Source organism: Sinorhizobium fredii NGR234 (assembly GCF_000018545.1).
GTDB classification, from domain to species: domain Bacteria; phylum Pseudomonadota; class Alphaproteobacteria; order Rhizobiales; family Rhizobiaceae; genus Sinorhizobium; species Sinorhizobium fredii_A.
The window spans coordinates 1346698-1363319 of the sequence record NC_012586.1 but is presented as its reverse complement, the minus strand read 5'-3'; the positions used below and the strand labels follow the sequence as shown (position 1 = coordinate 1363319).

Genomic DNA, 16622 nt, shown 5'->3' with positions numbered 1-16622 from the left:
GGTTGCCTCCGGCGGATCAGGCGTGATGGGTGCTGATCAGCGCCAGTGTATGGCGCGCGATCATCAGTTCCTCGTCGGTCGGGATGACGTGAAGTGCAACGCGGCTCGTCGCGGTTGAAATAAGCGGGCCGCCGGCATCATTGGCGGTCGGGTCGAGCTCCGCGCCAAGCCATGCGAGCCCTTCGGCGATGCGGGCGCGGATCGGCGCGGAATTTTCGCCGACGCCGGCCGTGAACACAAAGGCGTCGAGACCGCCGAGCGCCGCGGCCAACATGCCGGCGTTGAGCATGCAGCGATGGACGAAATGGGCGATTGCGAAAGCGGCGCGCGGATCGTCGCTTGCCAGAAGTTCGCGCATGTCGTTCGAGATTCCGGAGAGACCCTTGAGACCGGCGTCGTGGTAGAGAAGGTCCGAGACGGCATCGGCACTCATGCCTTTCTCCGAGATGAGATAGAGCACGACACCCGGGTCGAGTTGGCCCGGCCGCGTTCCCATCGGCAGGCCATCAAGCGCCGTGAAGCCCATGGTGCTCTCGATGCTGCGGCCGTCGCTAAGCGCGCACATCGACGCGCCGCTGCCAAGATGCGCGACGATAACCTTGCCGCCGGCTGCCCCCGGGGCGATCTCGCGCAATCGCTCCGCGATGTATTCGTAGGAAAGTCCATGGAAGCCGTAGCGACGGATACCCTGATCATAGAAAGTGCGCGGCAGGGCGTAGCAATCGGTGTGTTCGGCATGGCCCCGATGAAAGGCCGTATCGAAACAGGCGACCTGCGGCACGTCGGGATTGATTTCCATGGCAAGCCGGATCGGCGCCAGATTGTTAGGCTGGTGCAGCGGTGCCAGGTCCTGGTAGCTGGCGAGACGGTCCAGCACCGTCGCGTCGATCAGCACAGGCTGCGCATAGTCCGGCCCGCCGTGAACGACGCGATGGCCGATCGCCCGCAGCTCCAATCCGTCGAGTGTCAGCAGCCATTCTCGTGCTGCCGCAATGGCGGCCGGAAGATCGCGAACGGCTTCCGCGGCGTAGCTCTGGTCGACGAGCACGGTTCCCTCCGCACCCTTTGCCTGCAGGCGCGGTCGCGTACCGATGCCGCCGATCTGGCCCCGGACCTGGCGCGCCAGACCAGCCGCGACAATCCCGAAGACCTGGAACTTCAGGCTGGAGGAACCGGCATTGACGACGAGGAGCGCGTCCATGATGTCAGACCGCCGCCACTTGCGCCGCGCGGCGCCGGGCCGCGTAGAGCGCCGCGACCGCGCAGGAAGCGAGACGCGTTCTGACCGAGTCCGCCCGCGACGTCAGCACGATCGGCACGCGTGCGCCGAGAACGATGCCGGCCGCGTCGGCATGGGAAAGGAAGGTCAGGTTCTTGGCGAGCATGTTGCCGGCCTCCAGATCCGGCACCACGATGATCTGCGCATGGCCGGCCACCGGTGATGTGATCCCCTTGATGCGGGCTGCCTCCGGATCGACCGCATTGTCGAAGGCGAGCGGTCCGTCGATGAGGCCGCCGGTGATCTGGCCGCGCTCGGCCATCTTGCAGAGCGCCGCCGCTTCGATCGTCGAGGGGATCTTGGCCGTGACCGTCTCCACCGCCGAAACGATTGCGACCCGTGGCTCTCCGAGCCCGATCGTCACCCAGAGATCGATCGCGTTCTGCACGATGTCGCGCTTGGCTTCGAGATCCGGGAAGATGTTGATGGCTGCGTCGGTGATGAAGAGCGTCTCTGCGTGGCCGGGGACGTCCATGACGAAGACGTGGCTGATCCGCCGATCGGTCCTGAGACCCGTGGCCGAAGCGGCGACCTCGTGCATCAGTTCGTCGGTGTGCAGGCTGCCCTTCATCAGAAGCTCGCCCCTGCCCTCGCGAATGAGCGCGACCGCCTTCGCCGCCGCGGCATGGCTGTGCGGGACATCGACGATCTCCCGGCCACCAATCTCGAGCCGGTGCTCGGCCGCCACATAGCGGATCTTCGCTTCGGGCCCCACCAGCACCGGCTTGACGAGCCCCATTTCAGCCGCTTCGAGCGCGCCGCGCAACGAGGTTTCGTCACAGGGATGGGCAACGATCGTTACCGCCGGCGTTTCGGCCTGCGCGGCAGCGATCAGGCGGTCGTACTTGGACGGCTGAGCCGCCAATGTGGTCACCTCGGACACTGCCGAACCTCCTTTGCTTCTCGATCAGGATGTCCTGCGCTCGCGCGCCGTCTTGCGCGCGACGAACGGCACCGCCTCGCTTTCGAGGCCAAAGAGCCTCTCGATGCGCTGCAAGCGCTCGGCGGCGTCGCCGGTCACGGCTCCCGATGCCTGCAGGACCTCCCGCAGGGCATTGAAGCCGGAGCGGCGTTCCTCGAGGTCCTCCGGCAGCAGTTTCGGAATTGCCGAAAGCGCCGCCTCCTCGTCGATCAACAGTATGAAATACTGCTTGCGCAGCAGCGCCTTGAACTCAGGGAGCGTCAACTGGCTTGCGGTTGGATGGGCGCGGCGCAGCCGGCGGATCGCCTCGAAGCCCCGTTCGTCAGCACCGCCGCGCGCCTTCCCGACGAACAGCAGGGCTCTCGCAAGGGCCTCGCGGAGACCGCCCTGCGCTATCTCGGCCCTGAGCGAAGCGATCCGTGATTTCACGAGTTCTTCGTGCAGATGGCTTTTTGCCGGTTTGCGCGGTCGGTCGGACTTACTGTCGATTCCCAGTGCAGTCTGCAGCACGGGCGCGCCATAGACGGCGCGGAAGGTCTCCTCGGAAAGGTGTTCCACGGTCCGGCGCCATGCCTCCAGCCCGTCGACGATCTGCCGCGACATGTTTTCCTGCAGCGCCAGGAAGGGGTTCTCGGCGGCGGTCGGCTTGCGGTTTTCACGGGCATGCTCGGCGGCCGCCTCTATCCAGGCCATGAGGGGATTGCTCGGACCGAAGATCTCGTATTGCAAGCGCAGCGGATGCATGCGGCGCATCGCCTCAGCGATCGGCGGCGTCACCGCGGCCTTGACCGCCGGCTGCAAATAGGTTCGGTAGAGCGCCAGGTTGACCTCCGAAAGCTTCGCCGCGGTCGCGAAGCGACGCTCATCGTCGATATCGTTGCCGCCCAGGGCGCGGATGTCGTCGAGCGTTCGCGCTTCGCAGCGCATCACCCACTCGCCGGCGACCAGGTCCCTGCCCTCGACGACCTCGCGCGCAGGTTCAAGCACCGCTTCGTAGAGGCCGGGCGGTAGCACATCGATCAGATCGATGTTGGACGCGAACTCGTCGTGTTCCTTCCGAGCGACGCCGGCCGAGACGAAAATGCCGAGATGGCCAATCTTGTCATGCACGGCGTAGACGATGGTCTGGCCATGGGCGCGGATTTCGTCGACGCTGTCGTAGAGGTCGAGGATCCAATCGAGTGCCTGCGGCGGCGGCGTGATGTTGTCGCCCTTCGAGCAAAAGACGACGATCGGCGAGTGAATGTTGCGCAGGTCGATGGCGGTGCCGTCGGAGGTGCGGATCTCACCGGCCGCGAGCTTGTTGCCGACGAAGAGTTCGTCGACGATGAACTGCATCTCCTCAGCGTTCAACGTCACATGTCCGCCCCACCAGCGCTCGAAACCGAGATAGCGCCCCGCCTCCGTGTCTATGTTCGAATAGAGATTGTATTGCTTGGTCCAAAGCGTATTGGCGGGGTTCTGGTTCTCGAAATTCTGCACCAGCCAGGCGCCGTCGAATATGCCGGCGCCGAGATCGCTGGTGAGCGCCGTCAGCCAGCTACCGCCGAGCAATCCGCCCGAATAGCGCATCGGGTATTGGCCTCTCACCCCCGCCCAATAGGAAAGCGGTGTGCCGGCGATGATGATCGGGCCGAAGAGCTCCGGGCGCAGGGCCGCGAGGATCATCACGGCCCAGCCGGCCTGGCAGTTGCCGACCACGCAGGGCTTGCCGTCGGCATCGGGATGGCGGGCGATGACCGTCTGGAGGAAGATCGCTTCGGCACCGGCGATATCCTCGATCGTCTGACCGGGAATCGGTTCTGGAAGAAAGCCGATAAGATAGCACGGGTGGCCGGCCTTCATCGCTACGCCAATCTCGCTATCGGCCTTGAAGCCACCGATTCCGGGTCCGTGGCCGGCGCGCGGGTCGACGACGACGAAGGGCCTTTTCAGCGGATCGACTGCGATGCCCGCGAGCGGGATTATCCGGGCGAGCGCGTAGTTGACCGGTTTATCAAGCTTGCGGCCGTCGACGACGAGTTCCGCGTCGTAGTCCAGCACGTGCGGAGCAGTCTGCGCCGTGTGCTCGTCGTACTGCTCGCCGCGCTGGCGCATGACGTCGAGAAACAGGATGGAGCGCTGCCAGGCATCGAGCGAATAGGCGAAGGCATCTGCGAATGTCGGGATGGTGGATTGCTTGGGCATGATGTCCACTCCTCGGCTGAGCGAAGGTCGGTCCCATTGTGGTCTGCAAATAGGCTAACGCTCTTTGTCGAGCGTTGATCTGCGTCAAAGAAGGTGGGCGGCAGGGCCGCGACATATCCAGCATTGAAGGCCGCGAAGCTTCGCCGCCTCACGAATTGGAAGAGTGTATCAGTTGCGTGTTACGGCGATTTGTCATTCCATGCGAACGAACTGCCGTATTCCAGTCCCTCTCGAACCCATCTCGGTTTCGAGCGCACCTAAGGATGGCGTCGCGACGTGACGCTTTCGAGACGGTAGCATTGCACTGAAACGGTAGCCCCGCAAGGTGGCCCTTGAAATTCATCGCGGCTCTTGCCAATTGGGGCAAAAACCAAGGAGGTTCGCACCGCGATGAGTGAAGTCGAAATGTCCGTCGAGAAACATGTCTTCGAAGCCGATGTGGCGAAATTGCTGCATCTGATGGTGCACTCGGTCTACTCCGACAAGAACGTCTTTCTCCGCGAACTGATTTCGAACGCGGCGGACGCCTGCGAGAAGCTGCGCTATGAAGCGATCGTCGCGCCGCAACTGCTCGGCAGCGACCCCGCGCCGCGCATCACGCTCACCCTGGATGAGGAAAACGCCCGCCTCATCGTCGAGGACAACGGCATCGGCATGAGCCGCGACGAGCTGGTCGAATCGCTCGGCACCATCGCCCGGTCCGGAACGCGGGCCTTCATGGAGCGGATCGAGGCGGCACAGGGCAAGGACGGTGCGCAGCTCATCGGCCAGTTCGGTGTAGGCTTCTATTCGGCCTTCATGGTCGCCGACAATGTCGACGTCGTCTCTCGCCGTGCCGGCTCCGACACGGCCTGGCATTGGGCATCGGACGGCAAGGGTAGCTACACCGTTTCCACCGCCGATCTTGCCGATGCGCCGGCCCGCGGCACCCGCATCACTCTCCATCTGATGGACGACGCAAAAACCTATACCGCGCGCTGGACGGTCGAGCGCATCGTCAAGGACCACTCCGGCCACGTCCCCGTGCCGATCTCGATCGTCGAAAAACCCGGCGCCGAAACTGTGCAGGTTGCCGACGGCACTGCGCTCTGGACCAAGCAGAAGAGCGAAATTTCCAAGGAAGACTACACGGACTTTTACCGCGGCGTGGCCGGCCAGTATGACGAGCCGGCGCTGACCATCCATTTCCGCGCCGAGGGCCGTCACGAATATACGGCGCTCGCCTTCGTGCCCGGCTCCAAGCCCTTCGACCTATTCGATCCGGACCGCAGGGGCCGGATGAAGCTCTATGTGAAGCGCGTTTTCATCACCGACGAGGCAGAATTGCTGCCGCGCTATCTGCGTTTCGTGCGCGGCCTTGTCGACACCGCCGATCTGCCGCTCAACGTCTCGCGCGAGATGATCCAGGAAAGCCCGCTGCTTGCGAGCATCCGCAAGGGCCTGACGAACCGCGTGCTGACGAGCATTGAAAAGCTCGCGGAAAGCGAGCCGGAGAGCTTCGCCAAGCTTTGGGAGAACTTCGGCAGCGTCATCAAGGAGGGCATCTACGAAGACTTCGAGCGGCGCATCCAGCTCCTTGCCCTTGCCCGTTTCCGAACCGCTTCCGACGACACGCCGCGCGGGCTTAGCAACTACGTCAAAGAGATGAAGGACGGCCAGTCGGCGATCTACTACCTGACCGGCGACAATCTCGCCCAGTTGCAGGCCTCACCCCAGCTCGAGGGGTTCCGCGCCCGCGGCATCGAAGTGCTGCTCCTGACCGACCCGGTTGACAGTTTCTGGGTGACGACGGCGCCGGATTTCGAGGGCAAGCCCTTCAAGTCGATCACCCAGGGTGCGGCGGATCTCGCCGGCATCGCCAAACAGAACTCCGACGCCGCCGCGTCCGAGACGAGCCCGGCAGTGGCTGAGTTCGTGACCTTCGCCAAGGCGACGCTCGGCGATGCAGTCTCCGACGTCAGGACCTCCGACCGACTGACCGAAAGCGCCGTGTGCCTGGTCGCCCCCGAGCACGGCCCCGATCGCCAGCTTCAGAAGATGCTGCAGGGGGCCGGACGCAATGAGGGCGCGGCCAAGCCGGTGCTCGAGATCAATCCCGGCCACGCGCTGATCGCGTCACTCGCCGCTTGCCCGGCGGAGGACAACACCTTCCGCGAAGACGCGGTCAAGCTGCTTTTCGACCAAGCCCGTGTTCTCGACGGCGACAAACCCGAGGACGCGCGCGCCTTTGCCGAGCGACTCTCGCGTGTGTTCGGGCGGGCCTTGAAGCATTAGGAAGTGTGGACACTTATCTGATCCATAGCACGATAGCTGCGATAGTGACGACGGCGCGGTAGTTTCTGGCAGTTTTTTCGAAGCGGGTGGCGACCCTTCGGAACTGCTTGAGTTTGGCGAAGCAGCACTCGATCAGGTGCCGCTGGGCATAGAGGTGCTTGTCCAGCGGGTGTTTTTGCGCGCGGGACGGGTTGTTTGGGATCACCGCCACAGCACCCTTGTCGGCGATGGCCTTGCGCAGACGATCGCTGTCATAGGCGGTGTCGGCCATGACGACGTCTGCGGGTAGGCCCGCGATCAGGGCATCGGCTTGCGGCGCATCGCCTTTCTGGCCTGCGGTAAGGGTGAAGCGGACCGGGCAGCCGAGACCACGCACAGCCATGTGGATCTTGGTGCTCAAGCCGCCGCGTGAACGGCCAAGGGCTTGATCGTGCTGATGGGCGCGGACGATGGTGGAATCGACGATCAGGTATTCGAAGTCAGGGTCGTCCGACATCGCCGCGAAGATGCGCCACCAGATGCCCTTCTGGCTCCAACGGCTGAAGCGGCGGAAGACACTGTTCCATTCGCCGAACACTTCCGGCAGGTCACGCCAGGGCGAACCGGTCCGCACAATCCAAAGCACCGCTTCGACGAACATGCGGTTGTCACGGCCCGACGAACCGCGCGTGCGCTCGTCACCAATGATGTGATGCGATATCCGCTCCCACTGCTCGTCCCGAAGGATCAGACGATCCAAAACACCCATGACTGCCTCCAAAAGACAGTCTTGAATCTGATTTGCGCAGCCTTGGGAATCTGGAGGGTTCTGTGAGGTCCGGCCGCTTTGGATGCAGCATTCGCTGATCGGACCTCATTGAAGCCGGATTGAGCGAAGGCGCGGGTTGTTTGGCACTATGGGGATTTAACCGAAGCGGTGGATGGCGTTTGGCTGGGGCGAGCCCAGGCGGGGCTGGAAGAGCGGCTGAGAAGAAGGTTCTTGTCGCCAATTGAGATGTGTCTGGCGGTGTTTTTGGTTGATCTGTGCCGAACGAGGCTTCGGCGATGCTGCGTTTTGTGTTGCGCCGGCATGCTTGGCCAAAGCCATTCGCTCGCGGCCCTTCGATCTGCCGACGTTGATTGTTGGAGTGATGCCAGGTCTGATAGGGTCATGAGCTATCGTTCCATGCTGGTCGACAGGCTGGTTGACGCGGCTTCCAGGTGCCGAGGATGTTCATCCTTCCGCCGCAACAGGGACAGCGGTGTGCAAATGGCGGGGCCTCGACCGTATCCAGGTCTTCGACCGGCTCTTCCGGCTGCGGGACATTGAGGAGATTGCGGCATGCCTCCAGCTTCTGCTGCCGCTGTCCGTTGGCAAGCAAGCCAAAGTGACGGATGCGATGGAAGCCGTCCGGAACCGTATGCAGCAGGAAGCGACGAATGAACTCGTGGGCATCGAGCGTCATCCGCTTCTGCCTGCCACCCCTGCGATAATCCTTCCAGCGGAATGTGACCTGACCACCATCCATGCTGACGAGGCGGGAATTGGAGATGGCGATGCGATGGGTGTAGCGGCCGAGATAGGCCAGCACCTGTTGGGGTCCGGCAAAGGGCGGCTTGGCATAGACGATCCAATTGACGCGCCGCGCTTCTCTGATCATGCGCGTGAATGCAGCTGGATCGGCCAGGCTCGCGATGCTGCCGAAGAACTGAAGCTGGCCTTCGTCATGAGCCTGCTTCAGGTATTCGAGAAACAGTCGCCGGAACAGGCGCGACAGCACCCGCACGGGCAGGAAGAAGTTCCTCCGACAAGCCACCCAGCGGGTTTGATCGAACGACAATCCGCCGCCCGGCACGATGCAGTGGATGTGTGGGTGATAATGGAGGTTCTGCCCCCAGGAATGCAGCACGGCGATAAAGCCGAGTTCAGCACCCAGATGTCTGGGGTCAGCGGCAAGTCTGCGGAGTGTCTCGGCGACGGCGCGAAACAGGACAGCATAGACCACCTGCTTGTTCTGGAAGGCAATCGCGGCGATCGCTTGCGGCACGGTGAAGACGACGTGGAAATAGCTGACCGGCAGCAGGTCGGCCTGCCGGGCGGCAAGCCAATCGCGGCTGGCCTGTCCCTGACACTTTGGGCAATGCCGGTTACGGCAGGAATTGTAGGCGATGCGGAGCGCCTCACAATCCCGGCATTGCTGGACATGGCCGCCCAGCCGCGCGGTCCGACACATCTCGACCGCGCTCATCACCCGGCGCTCAACCCGCCCGAGATGCGTGTCATGCGATTGACGATATCCTTCCCCGTGGCGGCGAAAAATGTCCGCCACCTCCAATCCCGCCGCCATGGCGGAATGTCCTCAGCCTGTCGGCACCACCTCCAGCGTCAGCCGGTCGAGCGGACTGGTCGTGGCGCGGATGAGTGTGTTGGACACTTTCGTGTAACGCGCCGTGGTCGACAGATTGTTGTGGCCGAGCAGGACCTGGATGATACGAATGTCGGTGCCGCTCTCCAAGAGATGGGTGGCAAAGCTGTGGCGCAACGTGTGCACCGATATCCGCTTGTCGATGCCGGCTGCGGCACGTGCCGAACGGCAGGCAGAATGCAGAACCTGGACATCGATGGGTTTGCTCTCGTCACGTCCCGGAAACAACCAGACCTGCGGTCGCACCAGCTTCCAATAGACCCGAAGGATATGAAGCAACTGCGCCGACAGCATCACGTTGCGGTCCTTGCCGCCTTTGCCATGCTCGATGCGGATGACGCCGCGCTCGCCGTCGATGTTGCTGACCTTGAGACTGACCGTCTCGGTGGCGCGCAAACCAGCCGCATAAGCCGTCGTCAGCGCCGTTCGTGTCTTCAGGCTCGGGACCGCTTCCAAAAACCGCACGATCTCATCGCCGTTCAATATCGTCGGCAACTTGGCGGGCGTTCGGGCATAGGCAATGCGCTCCGGTATCTCCGCATGTCCAAGCGTGACGCCGAAGAAGAAGCGAAGGGCGCAAACCGTCTGGTTCAAGGCCGGCCATGATAGCCCCGACGACACCAGATGCACCTGAAAGGCACGCACATCCTCCAGCCCCAACCGGTCCGGCGACCGACCGAAATAGCGCGAAAACTTCGTCACTGCATGCAAATACGATCGCTGCGTCGCCGGCGACAAATTGCGGATCGTCATGTCCTCGATCATCCGTCGCCGCAGCGGGCTCATCTCACTCATGATACTCTCCTGTTCAAAGGTTGGGCCAAACAGCCCAATCCTTCAAAACAGGGGCACACCATGCAAATCAGATGCCCCAAATGCCGCGTCAGCGGCTTCGTTCAATCCCAAGAGTCCACACTTCCTAGAGGATGATGGAGAGTGGGCGATTTTTCCGCCGACGTTCCGCGCCTCAACTTATTGAAATCGATCACGTTCACAATTTTGGGTCGAATCGACCCAAAGTCAGCGCCTCGTGGCGATATGGTTACGTCCTGCCTTAGCCGGGCGGTAGCGAAGTGACGCTATTGACGTCGAGATTGGCTGCATATTTGGACTGAAATTCGCTCGATAGTATGATGCCCAAGGCCACATGCTCCCGCGTCATTGTGCCTCCGCTAAGATGCTTGGCGTAGGTATCGAGACCGTATTCGTCGGCCGGGCGGCCCAGGAGCAGTTGATAGAGAAAACCGACATAGGCGCGGTCAGTCAGACCAAAGGCTGCATAGCGTCGGTTGAACTCGTCGGATCGCATCAATGTGAGCATCATTGTCGTGACGTTTGTCTCGTCACTCTCCAATGCCTCCACCCAACGCTTCATGGTTTCCGTATCGCCCTTTCGGCCCAGCACAAGACAGAAGGCAAAACTCGCCTGTCGGACAGACAGGGGGGTAGAAATCCCGCTCTGCGCTGGATCGCAGTCTCTCCGAGGGCGCGGCGTAGGGCGTTGTCCTCGGATGAACTCCCTGACGGCAATGTATGCCGGTTTGGGCTCCCCTATTATCCAGCCGCCGTCACTCTTCGCAATCAGTCTTATCAGGCCCATGTAGGCCTCGAAGCTGGGGGCCCAATAGGTCTCGTCCAGAAGTTCGTAAACGTGCGCGGCCTCGACCTTGTATTCCCCCTGCAACTCCTTCAAGCGCATCATCGCCTGCTTCAGACCTTCGGCCTGCTGCTGTTCGCTGCGCTGGCTTCCGTAGGGATTGTTGAATTCGGTGACCCATATTGGCTGACCGTACTCTGCGAGCTTCTTAAGCGCCCATTCGGGATCTTCGCCATACATATGCCAGACGGAGACATCCCACTTGATCCCGTCCTGCCGCATCCGTTCAAAGGCACCGACGTGCCCCCAGCCTGCCGTACCGATCGCCTTGCGGATTTGGGGGTCGACCGCAGTCATGCCATCTGACAGACCCTTTAAAACCGCGCTTACCTTTGCCCAGCGCGGACCATAGTATTCGAGAGAGCCAACTCCGCCGGCAGGTCCCCATTCGCAGGGATATTGGCTGCCATCGTCGCGCTTTTCGCAGGGTTTGATGATTGCATAATTTTCCATCTCGTTCCCCAATTCCCAGACGCGTATGTCATCCTTAAACTGGGAACCGAGCGTGACGGCGAGTTCGTGAGCCTTGTCGTAGAGCTCTTCGGCACTCTCTTTGTCGAGGTCTATATCACCAGGAATGATCACCGGAAGAATATCTATGCCGCGCTCCTTTCCTTCCTTCACAAGGACGGCAAGGTCCGACGCCCTACCCGCATCAGAGATGTTTATCCGGTAGGATTTCATCCCAAGATCCTTGAGGAAATCGAGTTGTCGCTCAATTCCGATGCCGGGATAGGCAGTGATTGGATGGCCGTTGACACCCCAGAGAATGTCCGCGGAGGCGGAGGCGGTCGTGGCCAACAGACAAACCGTTCCGATCGTCAGCCGAGTAAACATAGGCGAACCCCTTTACAGCGATGTTCGGACCATGCCGCTCCTCGACAGCGACGGCAATTCGCCGAAATTGAGGAACCGGCCGACTTCGCTACCCCTTTCGATGGTCGTATGCCCCTATCTGTCGGCATGTCCCGCTGTTTGAATTAGTGGCGCCGAGCTACACGCTCATCACATTGAGGCGGGCATTCGTCGACCCATCTCGGCAGCCGAATTGAAACGGATTATCGGGCGAAAAAGAAGCCGAGATGGTTTCTGGTGAACGTTGGAAAACGTGCCTTCAGACCTTACGCTTTGCTCAATGTCAGAGCGGATTGGGGTAATGCTCCCATTCCGGAGATTTGACGGCTCTGCTGCTCCCAGCCTGGTAGTAGCCGCTGACAAACGGCGTCCAGCCGGTCGTCTGTAGCGTCCGCAGGGCAAAACTGCAGCCGCTCGTGCGCCCTGCTCATCTTTAGCACCCCCCCGGCAGGGAGAAGTTTGCCTTCTCGGTTGCCTCACGGCGGTTGGGATACGGTTATCACGGCTGCTCCAAAAACCTGAAACGCACGAAATTTCTCGAATTCAGATCAGCGTCAGCAGGTGGGCGCCCTGGCGGTCGAGGTCGTCTTCGAACTGTCGGACCCGGTCATTAATCCTCCGGCGGCAATCCTCGCGCGACAGAACAACGGTGGCGAACTGGTCGATCAGGCTTTCGACGTCAAACCGTTCCACATGTTGGCACAAGGCGCCCAACCCCATTTCTTCCATCAGCACGTCGTTTTTGCGTGCATATCCCAGGGAAATGGTTGGCCGACCAAGCTTCAGCGCGCAAACGACGTTATGGAAGCGTGTCGCAACCACAATGTCGACTGCCGAGATCTGGAGCATCAGGTCGTTCAGCGACAAGGAGGGTTCTGCGATCATTCTGGAGGACGGCAGGTCCGGCCTGGCACGGCCCACCTCTTCGATAAGAGCGTCTACGGCTGTCTTGTCGGTCAACTCTCCCGTCAGGAGGCGGACGTCATGGCCGTTGTCGAGCAGATAGACGACGAATTTCGCCAGTTTCTTGATATAGGCGGCGAATATTGCCTCTCCGCCGCGCGCGAAACCGTACCACCCGTAGTAGCTCATCACCCCGACGCCAACCGTCATGCGTTCTGCGCCTGCGGATTTTGGCGGCGGGATTGCGGGCGTCTGCAGCTTGAATGCGACATCGGGAAAGACGAAATCCCGGCCTGTATCCAAACCGACGCTCTCCATGAACTCCTTCGACTGGGTGTCGCGGTAGGATCGGTAGTGCGCCATGCGTGCGGCGGCCGTCATCAGCCACCGACTGAGGCGATGCCGGATAGGGCCTGCCCCGATGCTGACGAGCGCGATCCTGGCGCCCACCATCCGTGCGCCAAGACACCACCTGAAGATATCGAGCGGCATGCCGTAAGGGCGCTCGCCGAAGTCGTCGAGGATGCCTGTGCCGGGAACGATTACGAGATCACGCTTGCGGATATGTCTCAGCGTTTGCACAAGGTCGACCATCTTGCCCGGGATTTTCAGAAATAACCGATCGAGCTTGCGCGCCACGCCAGTCAAATACCGCGACCAACTGATCGGCTGGGTAGCAATGCCAAATTTTCGCGTCACCTCCTCCGGGTTGTCACATATACAGACAAGATCCGCATCCGGCCGATGATGCCTGAGAAACTCGATCATCGCTTCGAGCGATCCGTCATTGCCGAGATTGCCGCAACCAAAAAGCCCGAACAGGGCAATCTTAGCGCGCCTTCCGCGCACGGTGGGGGAAGCAAGTCCGGCCTGCCCCGGCTCCGGCGCTGCGTCGACTTGGGGCCCTGCGAGGCGTCTTGCAATGCTGTCGCCGGCGGTCATAGGTTATGACCCATGGCTTGCGAACGCAGCTCGAGGACCCAGTCAGTGAAACCGGCTTCGTTCGTCGGGGCCGGCTTCAACGTCTGCCGGTTCGGTTCGAATGGAGAACCCTCTGCAGGGCGAGATCGACCGCTGGATGGATCAATCCATCTTGCCTCGATTCCTGAACCCGCAAGCCGGGACAGATCCAGCGTGATGCTTCGGCTGGTCGGCAGGTAGACCAGAGCGAACGAGCCGTCGCCTGCTCGCGCGGCCACCGCGCGCGCCTTTTCACTTCCGCGCCCCTCGACCAGAAGTGTGTTCGCGACATCGGGTTCCAACAGCCACCATTTGAGCGACGACATCACCTTCAGGAGAAGGGTCATGCTTCGAGCCCCACGGCTGTCGAGGGACTTTTGCCAGCTTACTGGCGCCGGATAGAGGCCCGGCCCGTCGAAATGCCAGATCGGATTGTTTCCGAAAATGTGTCCCATGGCGCCCGAAAGAACAGCCTGGTAGGCCTGCATGCGGAGGCGATGTTCGCTCGCATCGTGCTCGTTCTCGTAGGCGCTCTCCATCAGGAAGAATGGCATGGCTTCTTTGCGGCCATACTCCGACAGTGCGGCACTGTGCACCGGCCCGTAGGTATAGACATTGTTTATCGCCAGCCATGGCTCGCCACTCCAGTGTTCGAGAGCGGGACTGCCCGGCGAACCATGGGCTGTGTGGAGTGCGTCGGGATCGTTCTCCTTTATACCCTCGACCAGCGCACGGATCAGGTCCTTGTCCGGCGGGTTGTAGTCGCCGCCCTGCACCCAGACGAGATTATTGTAGTCTCCGTATCGTCTTCCTAAGAAGCGGCCGTAATCGCGCATGCTTTCGGCTCCGCTATCCTCCATCTCTTGATACCAGCCTTCCGGGCCGCCTCCGTTGCCGACATAGGACGGCGTAAGCAGCACCAGAAAACCAAGCTCGCACGCTTTTTCCAGAACCCAGTCGGCGTGCTCGAAATAGGCCTCGTTAGGGGTGGCGTAGTCCCCGTCACGCAAGAACGGGCGCTCGCCATAGGCGTTGGCGGGGGCGCCCGTGGCAAAGCGATGTTCGATCAGATTGACCAATATCGTGTTGAACCCGCGGGCCTTCCGGTCCCGCAAGTACCGCTCCGCATCTTCACGTGTTAGCTGGACGACAAGCGACCAGGCGGTGTCTCCCTGCATGAAGAAGGGGCGGCCCGAGGCGTCCTCAAGATGGCGTTTTCCGGGCCGGACACCGAGCGGAAAAGAAGCGCCGTCATAGTTCACCGATGGGGTTTCGCACGCTTGTCCGGCGAAGGTCGCGGTAAACAGTAGGCAAACCGCCAAGGCGAAGCGCTTCGGCACCCGCTGGGCGCCCTGGCGCCTCGGCGGCCGGCCGGACCGCGTGGAAGCTCCTTCGACATCGTTTTCAAAGGCTGATCGATAAGGCACGGGTTCGATCTCTTTCTTTGTGATCAATGACCTCGATGGGCCAACTTCCTGGCTGGTGCAGGCGAAGCGCCTGTCCTTGCGATCGCCATCAGGTTAGCCGTGCAGTACCTTGCGGCAATCCTGCCATAATGGGGATACAGCTGCTCTGCGTACCACTTTCGGGGCATTCCTAACCATAATGTCCGGCATGACGCGGCGACGGGATTGCAGGAAAAAAGGGTGGTCGGCGAAGTTTGCGGGAGGCAACGGCCGCAAAGCAATCTGGGACCCCGAACGCATGGCGGCTGTCAAACGCGCACTCCTTCTGAGTACTGGCGAACGCTATTTCGCGCTGGCCAGCAATTTCGTGACGGTGGCGGTTGTTTCCAGAATTCTCACGCCGGCCGAGATTGGCGTTTCGGTGATTGGAATGGCCATTGTCGGCATCGCTATGTCGGCTCGTGAGTTTGCGAGCGCGAATTTCCTCATCCAGCGTCAGCACCTGACGCGCGCCGATGTACGTGGCGCCTTCACCGTAATGCTGCTTTTCACTTCGATCATCACCATCGCTCTGGCCTCTTCGGCCCCGTTGCTGGCGGACGCTTACGGCGACGAGCGGCTGTCGCCGTATCTGCGGGTCATAGCTGCCGCCTTTTTTCTCGAACTGGTGGCCGCTCCGATCATCACGCTGCTGCGCCGCGACATGGCCTTCGGCAAGATCGCAGCCATCAATACCTCTGGCGCGGTTGCAGCGGCGGCCGTGACCATTTCGCTTGCGCTGCTTGGCTTCAGCTATATGAGCTTTGCGTGGGCATGGGTTGCGAGTGCCGTTGTCACAGGTCTCCTGGCGGTTGGGCTCAGCCGTCAGTTCTGGATCTACAGGCCTTCGTTGGTCGGCTGGCGCGGCATGGTCGCCTTCGGCGGCTACAATGGTGCGACAAGCCTTCTCTATAAGACATACGAAGCCCTGCCCTACCTCCTTCTTGGCAGAATCCTGTCCCTCGACGCCGCAGCGCTCTACAGCCGCGGTCTGATGATTTGCCAGCTCCCCGACAAGGTCATACTGGGCGGCGCTATATCGGTGATCCTGCCGGCCTTCTCGGCCGAAGCGCGGCAAGGCAGAAGCTTGAAGCAGCCTTACCTCAACGCGCTTGGACTGATCACGGCTCTGCAATGGCCAGCGCTCCTGGTGCTTGCGGCTCTGGCCTATCCGATCGTCGACTTACTGCTGGGAGATCAATGGTATGGCGTTGTGCCCATTGTTCAGATCGTAGCGATTGCCTCGTTGTTCTCCTTCAGCTTCGAACTGAACTATCCAGTACTGGTTTCGATAGGCGCCGTGCATGACATCTTTCGACGCGCGCTGATCGTCTGTCCCGTCTCCGTCGTCATCATCACCGCCGCAGCTTTCTTCGGACTTCGAGCGGTGGCGTTCAGCCTGCTCTTAGTGATTCCGTTCCAGGCTTTTGTTGCGCTGACATTTGTGCGCCGGCATATAATGATTGGTTGGCTGGAAATCTGGAGCGCCGTGTGGCGCAGCGCCGCCGTGGCCGCCATCACTGTTTCGGGCCCCCTGGCCGCCGTGATCTATATCGGATCGGGCTTCGAGATTTCCCTCGTCGAGGCTTTGAGCGCGGCCGCTCTCGCTGCGGCCGGATGGCTACTCGGCCTATGGCTGACCGGTCATGCCCTTCTCACCGAACTGTTTGATGGGTTGCAGATTTCCGGCGCAGCAGGTTGGTGGCGCCAGGGGTCCTAGAGTGATCGCCCATGC

General features: G+C 61.4%; 11 protein-coding genes. 2 read left to right on the top strand and 9 right to left on the bottom strand.

The genetic code is table 11. From position 1 onward, the window contains the following. Positions 1-16: 16 nt before the first annotated feature. From NGR_RS06510 to NGR_RS06500, 3 genes are read right to left on the bottom strand one after another with little or no spacing between them, the layout of a single operon-like run. Complete coding sequence (locus NGR_RS06510) at positions 17-1201, bottom strand: acetate/propionate family kinase (protein WP_015887456.1); 1185 nt, start codon at positions 1199-1201, stop codon at positions 17-19. Between the two features lie 4 nt (positions 1202-1205). After that, a complete protein-coding gene (locus NGR_RS06505) occupies positions 1206-2162 on the bottom strand; it encodes a phosphate acetyltransferase (protein ID WP_015887455.1) in 957 nt (318 codons plus the stop codon). 24 nt (positions 2163-2186) lie between these two features. Further along, positions 2187-4388, bottom strand: a complete 2202-nt coding sequence (locus tag NGR_RS06500) for a DUF3141 domain-containing protein (protein ID WP_015887454.1) — start codon at positions 4386-4388, stop codon at positions 2187-2189. A gap of 390 nt (positions 4389-4778) precedes the next feature. Between NGR_RS06500 and htpG the strand changes: the two genes are divergently transcribed. Further along, positions 4779-6662 (top strand): molecular chaperone HtpG, encoded by a 1884-nt coding sequence (gene htpG, locus NGR_RS06495; RefSeq protein WP_015887453.1) that lies wholly within the window; start codon positions 4779-4781, stop codon positions 6660-6662. Positions 6663-6675: 13 nt separating this feature from the next. Here htpG and NGR_RS06490 read toward each other — a convergent pair whose 3' ends face one another. The 6 genes from NGR_RS06490 to NGR_RS06465 all read right to left on the bottom strand — a co-directional run bounded on the left by NGR_RS06490 (position 6676) and on the right by NGR_RS06465 (position 14896). Then, a complete protein-coding gene (locus tag NGR_RS06490) occupies positions 6676-7410 on the bottom strand; it encodes an IS5 family transposase (RefSeq protein WP_015887452.1) in 735 nt (244 codons plus the stop codon). A 400-nt stretch (positions 7411-7810) separates the two neighbouring features. Next, positions 7811-8989 carry an IS91 family transposase gene (locus tag NGR_RS06485; RefSeq protein WP_015886711.1) on the bottom strand — a complete coding sequence of 393 codons (1179 nt, stop codon included), beginning with the start codon at positions 8987-8989 and terminating at the stop codon, positions 7811-7813. 12 nt (positions 8990-9001) lie between these two features. Next, a complete protein-coding gene (locus NGR_RS06480; protein ID WP_012708196.1) occupies positions 9002-9862 on the bottom strand; it encodes a tyrosine-type recombinase/integrase in 861 nt (286 codons plus the stop codon). A 259-nt stretch (positions 9863-10121) separates the two neighbouring features. Next, a complete protein-coding gene (locus tag NGR_RS06475) occupies positions 10122-11561 on the bottom strand; it encodes a DUF4214 domain-containing protein (protein ID WP_015887451.1) in 1440 nt (479 codons plus the stop codon). Positions 11562-12122: 561 nt separating this feature from the next. After that, positions 12123-13424 (bottom strand): polysaccharide pyruvyl transferase family protein, encoded by a 1302-nt coding sequence (locus NGR_RS06470; RefSeq protein WP_015887450.1) that lies wholly within the window; start codon positions 13422-13424, stop codon positions 12123-12125. Next, a complete protein-coding gene (locus NGR_RS06465) occupies positions 13421-14896 on the bottom strand; it encodes a DUF4038 domain-containing protein (protein ID WP_164923933.1) in 1476 nt (491 codons plus the stop codon). Before NGR_RS06465 ends, NGR_RS06470 begins: the two co-directional genes overlap by 4 nt. Positions 14897-15047: 151 nt before the next feature. Between NGR_RS06465 and NGR_RS06460 the strand changes: the two genes are divergently transcribed. Continuing rightward, positions 15048-16607, top strand: coding sequence for a lipopolysaccharide biosynthesis protein (locus NGR_RS06460; protein WP_164923931.1), 1560 nt, complete (start codon positions 15048-15050; stop codon positions 16605-16607). Positions 16608-16622: the final 15 nt, after the last annotated feature.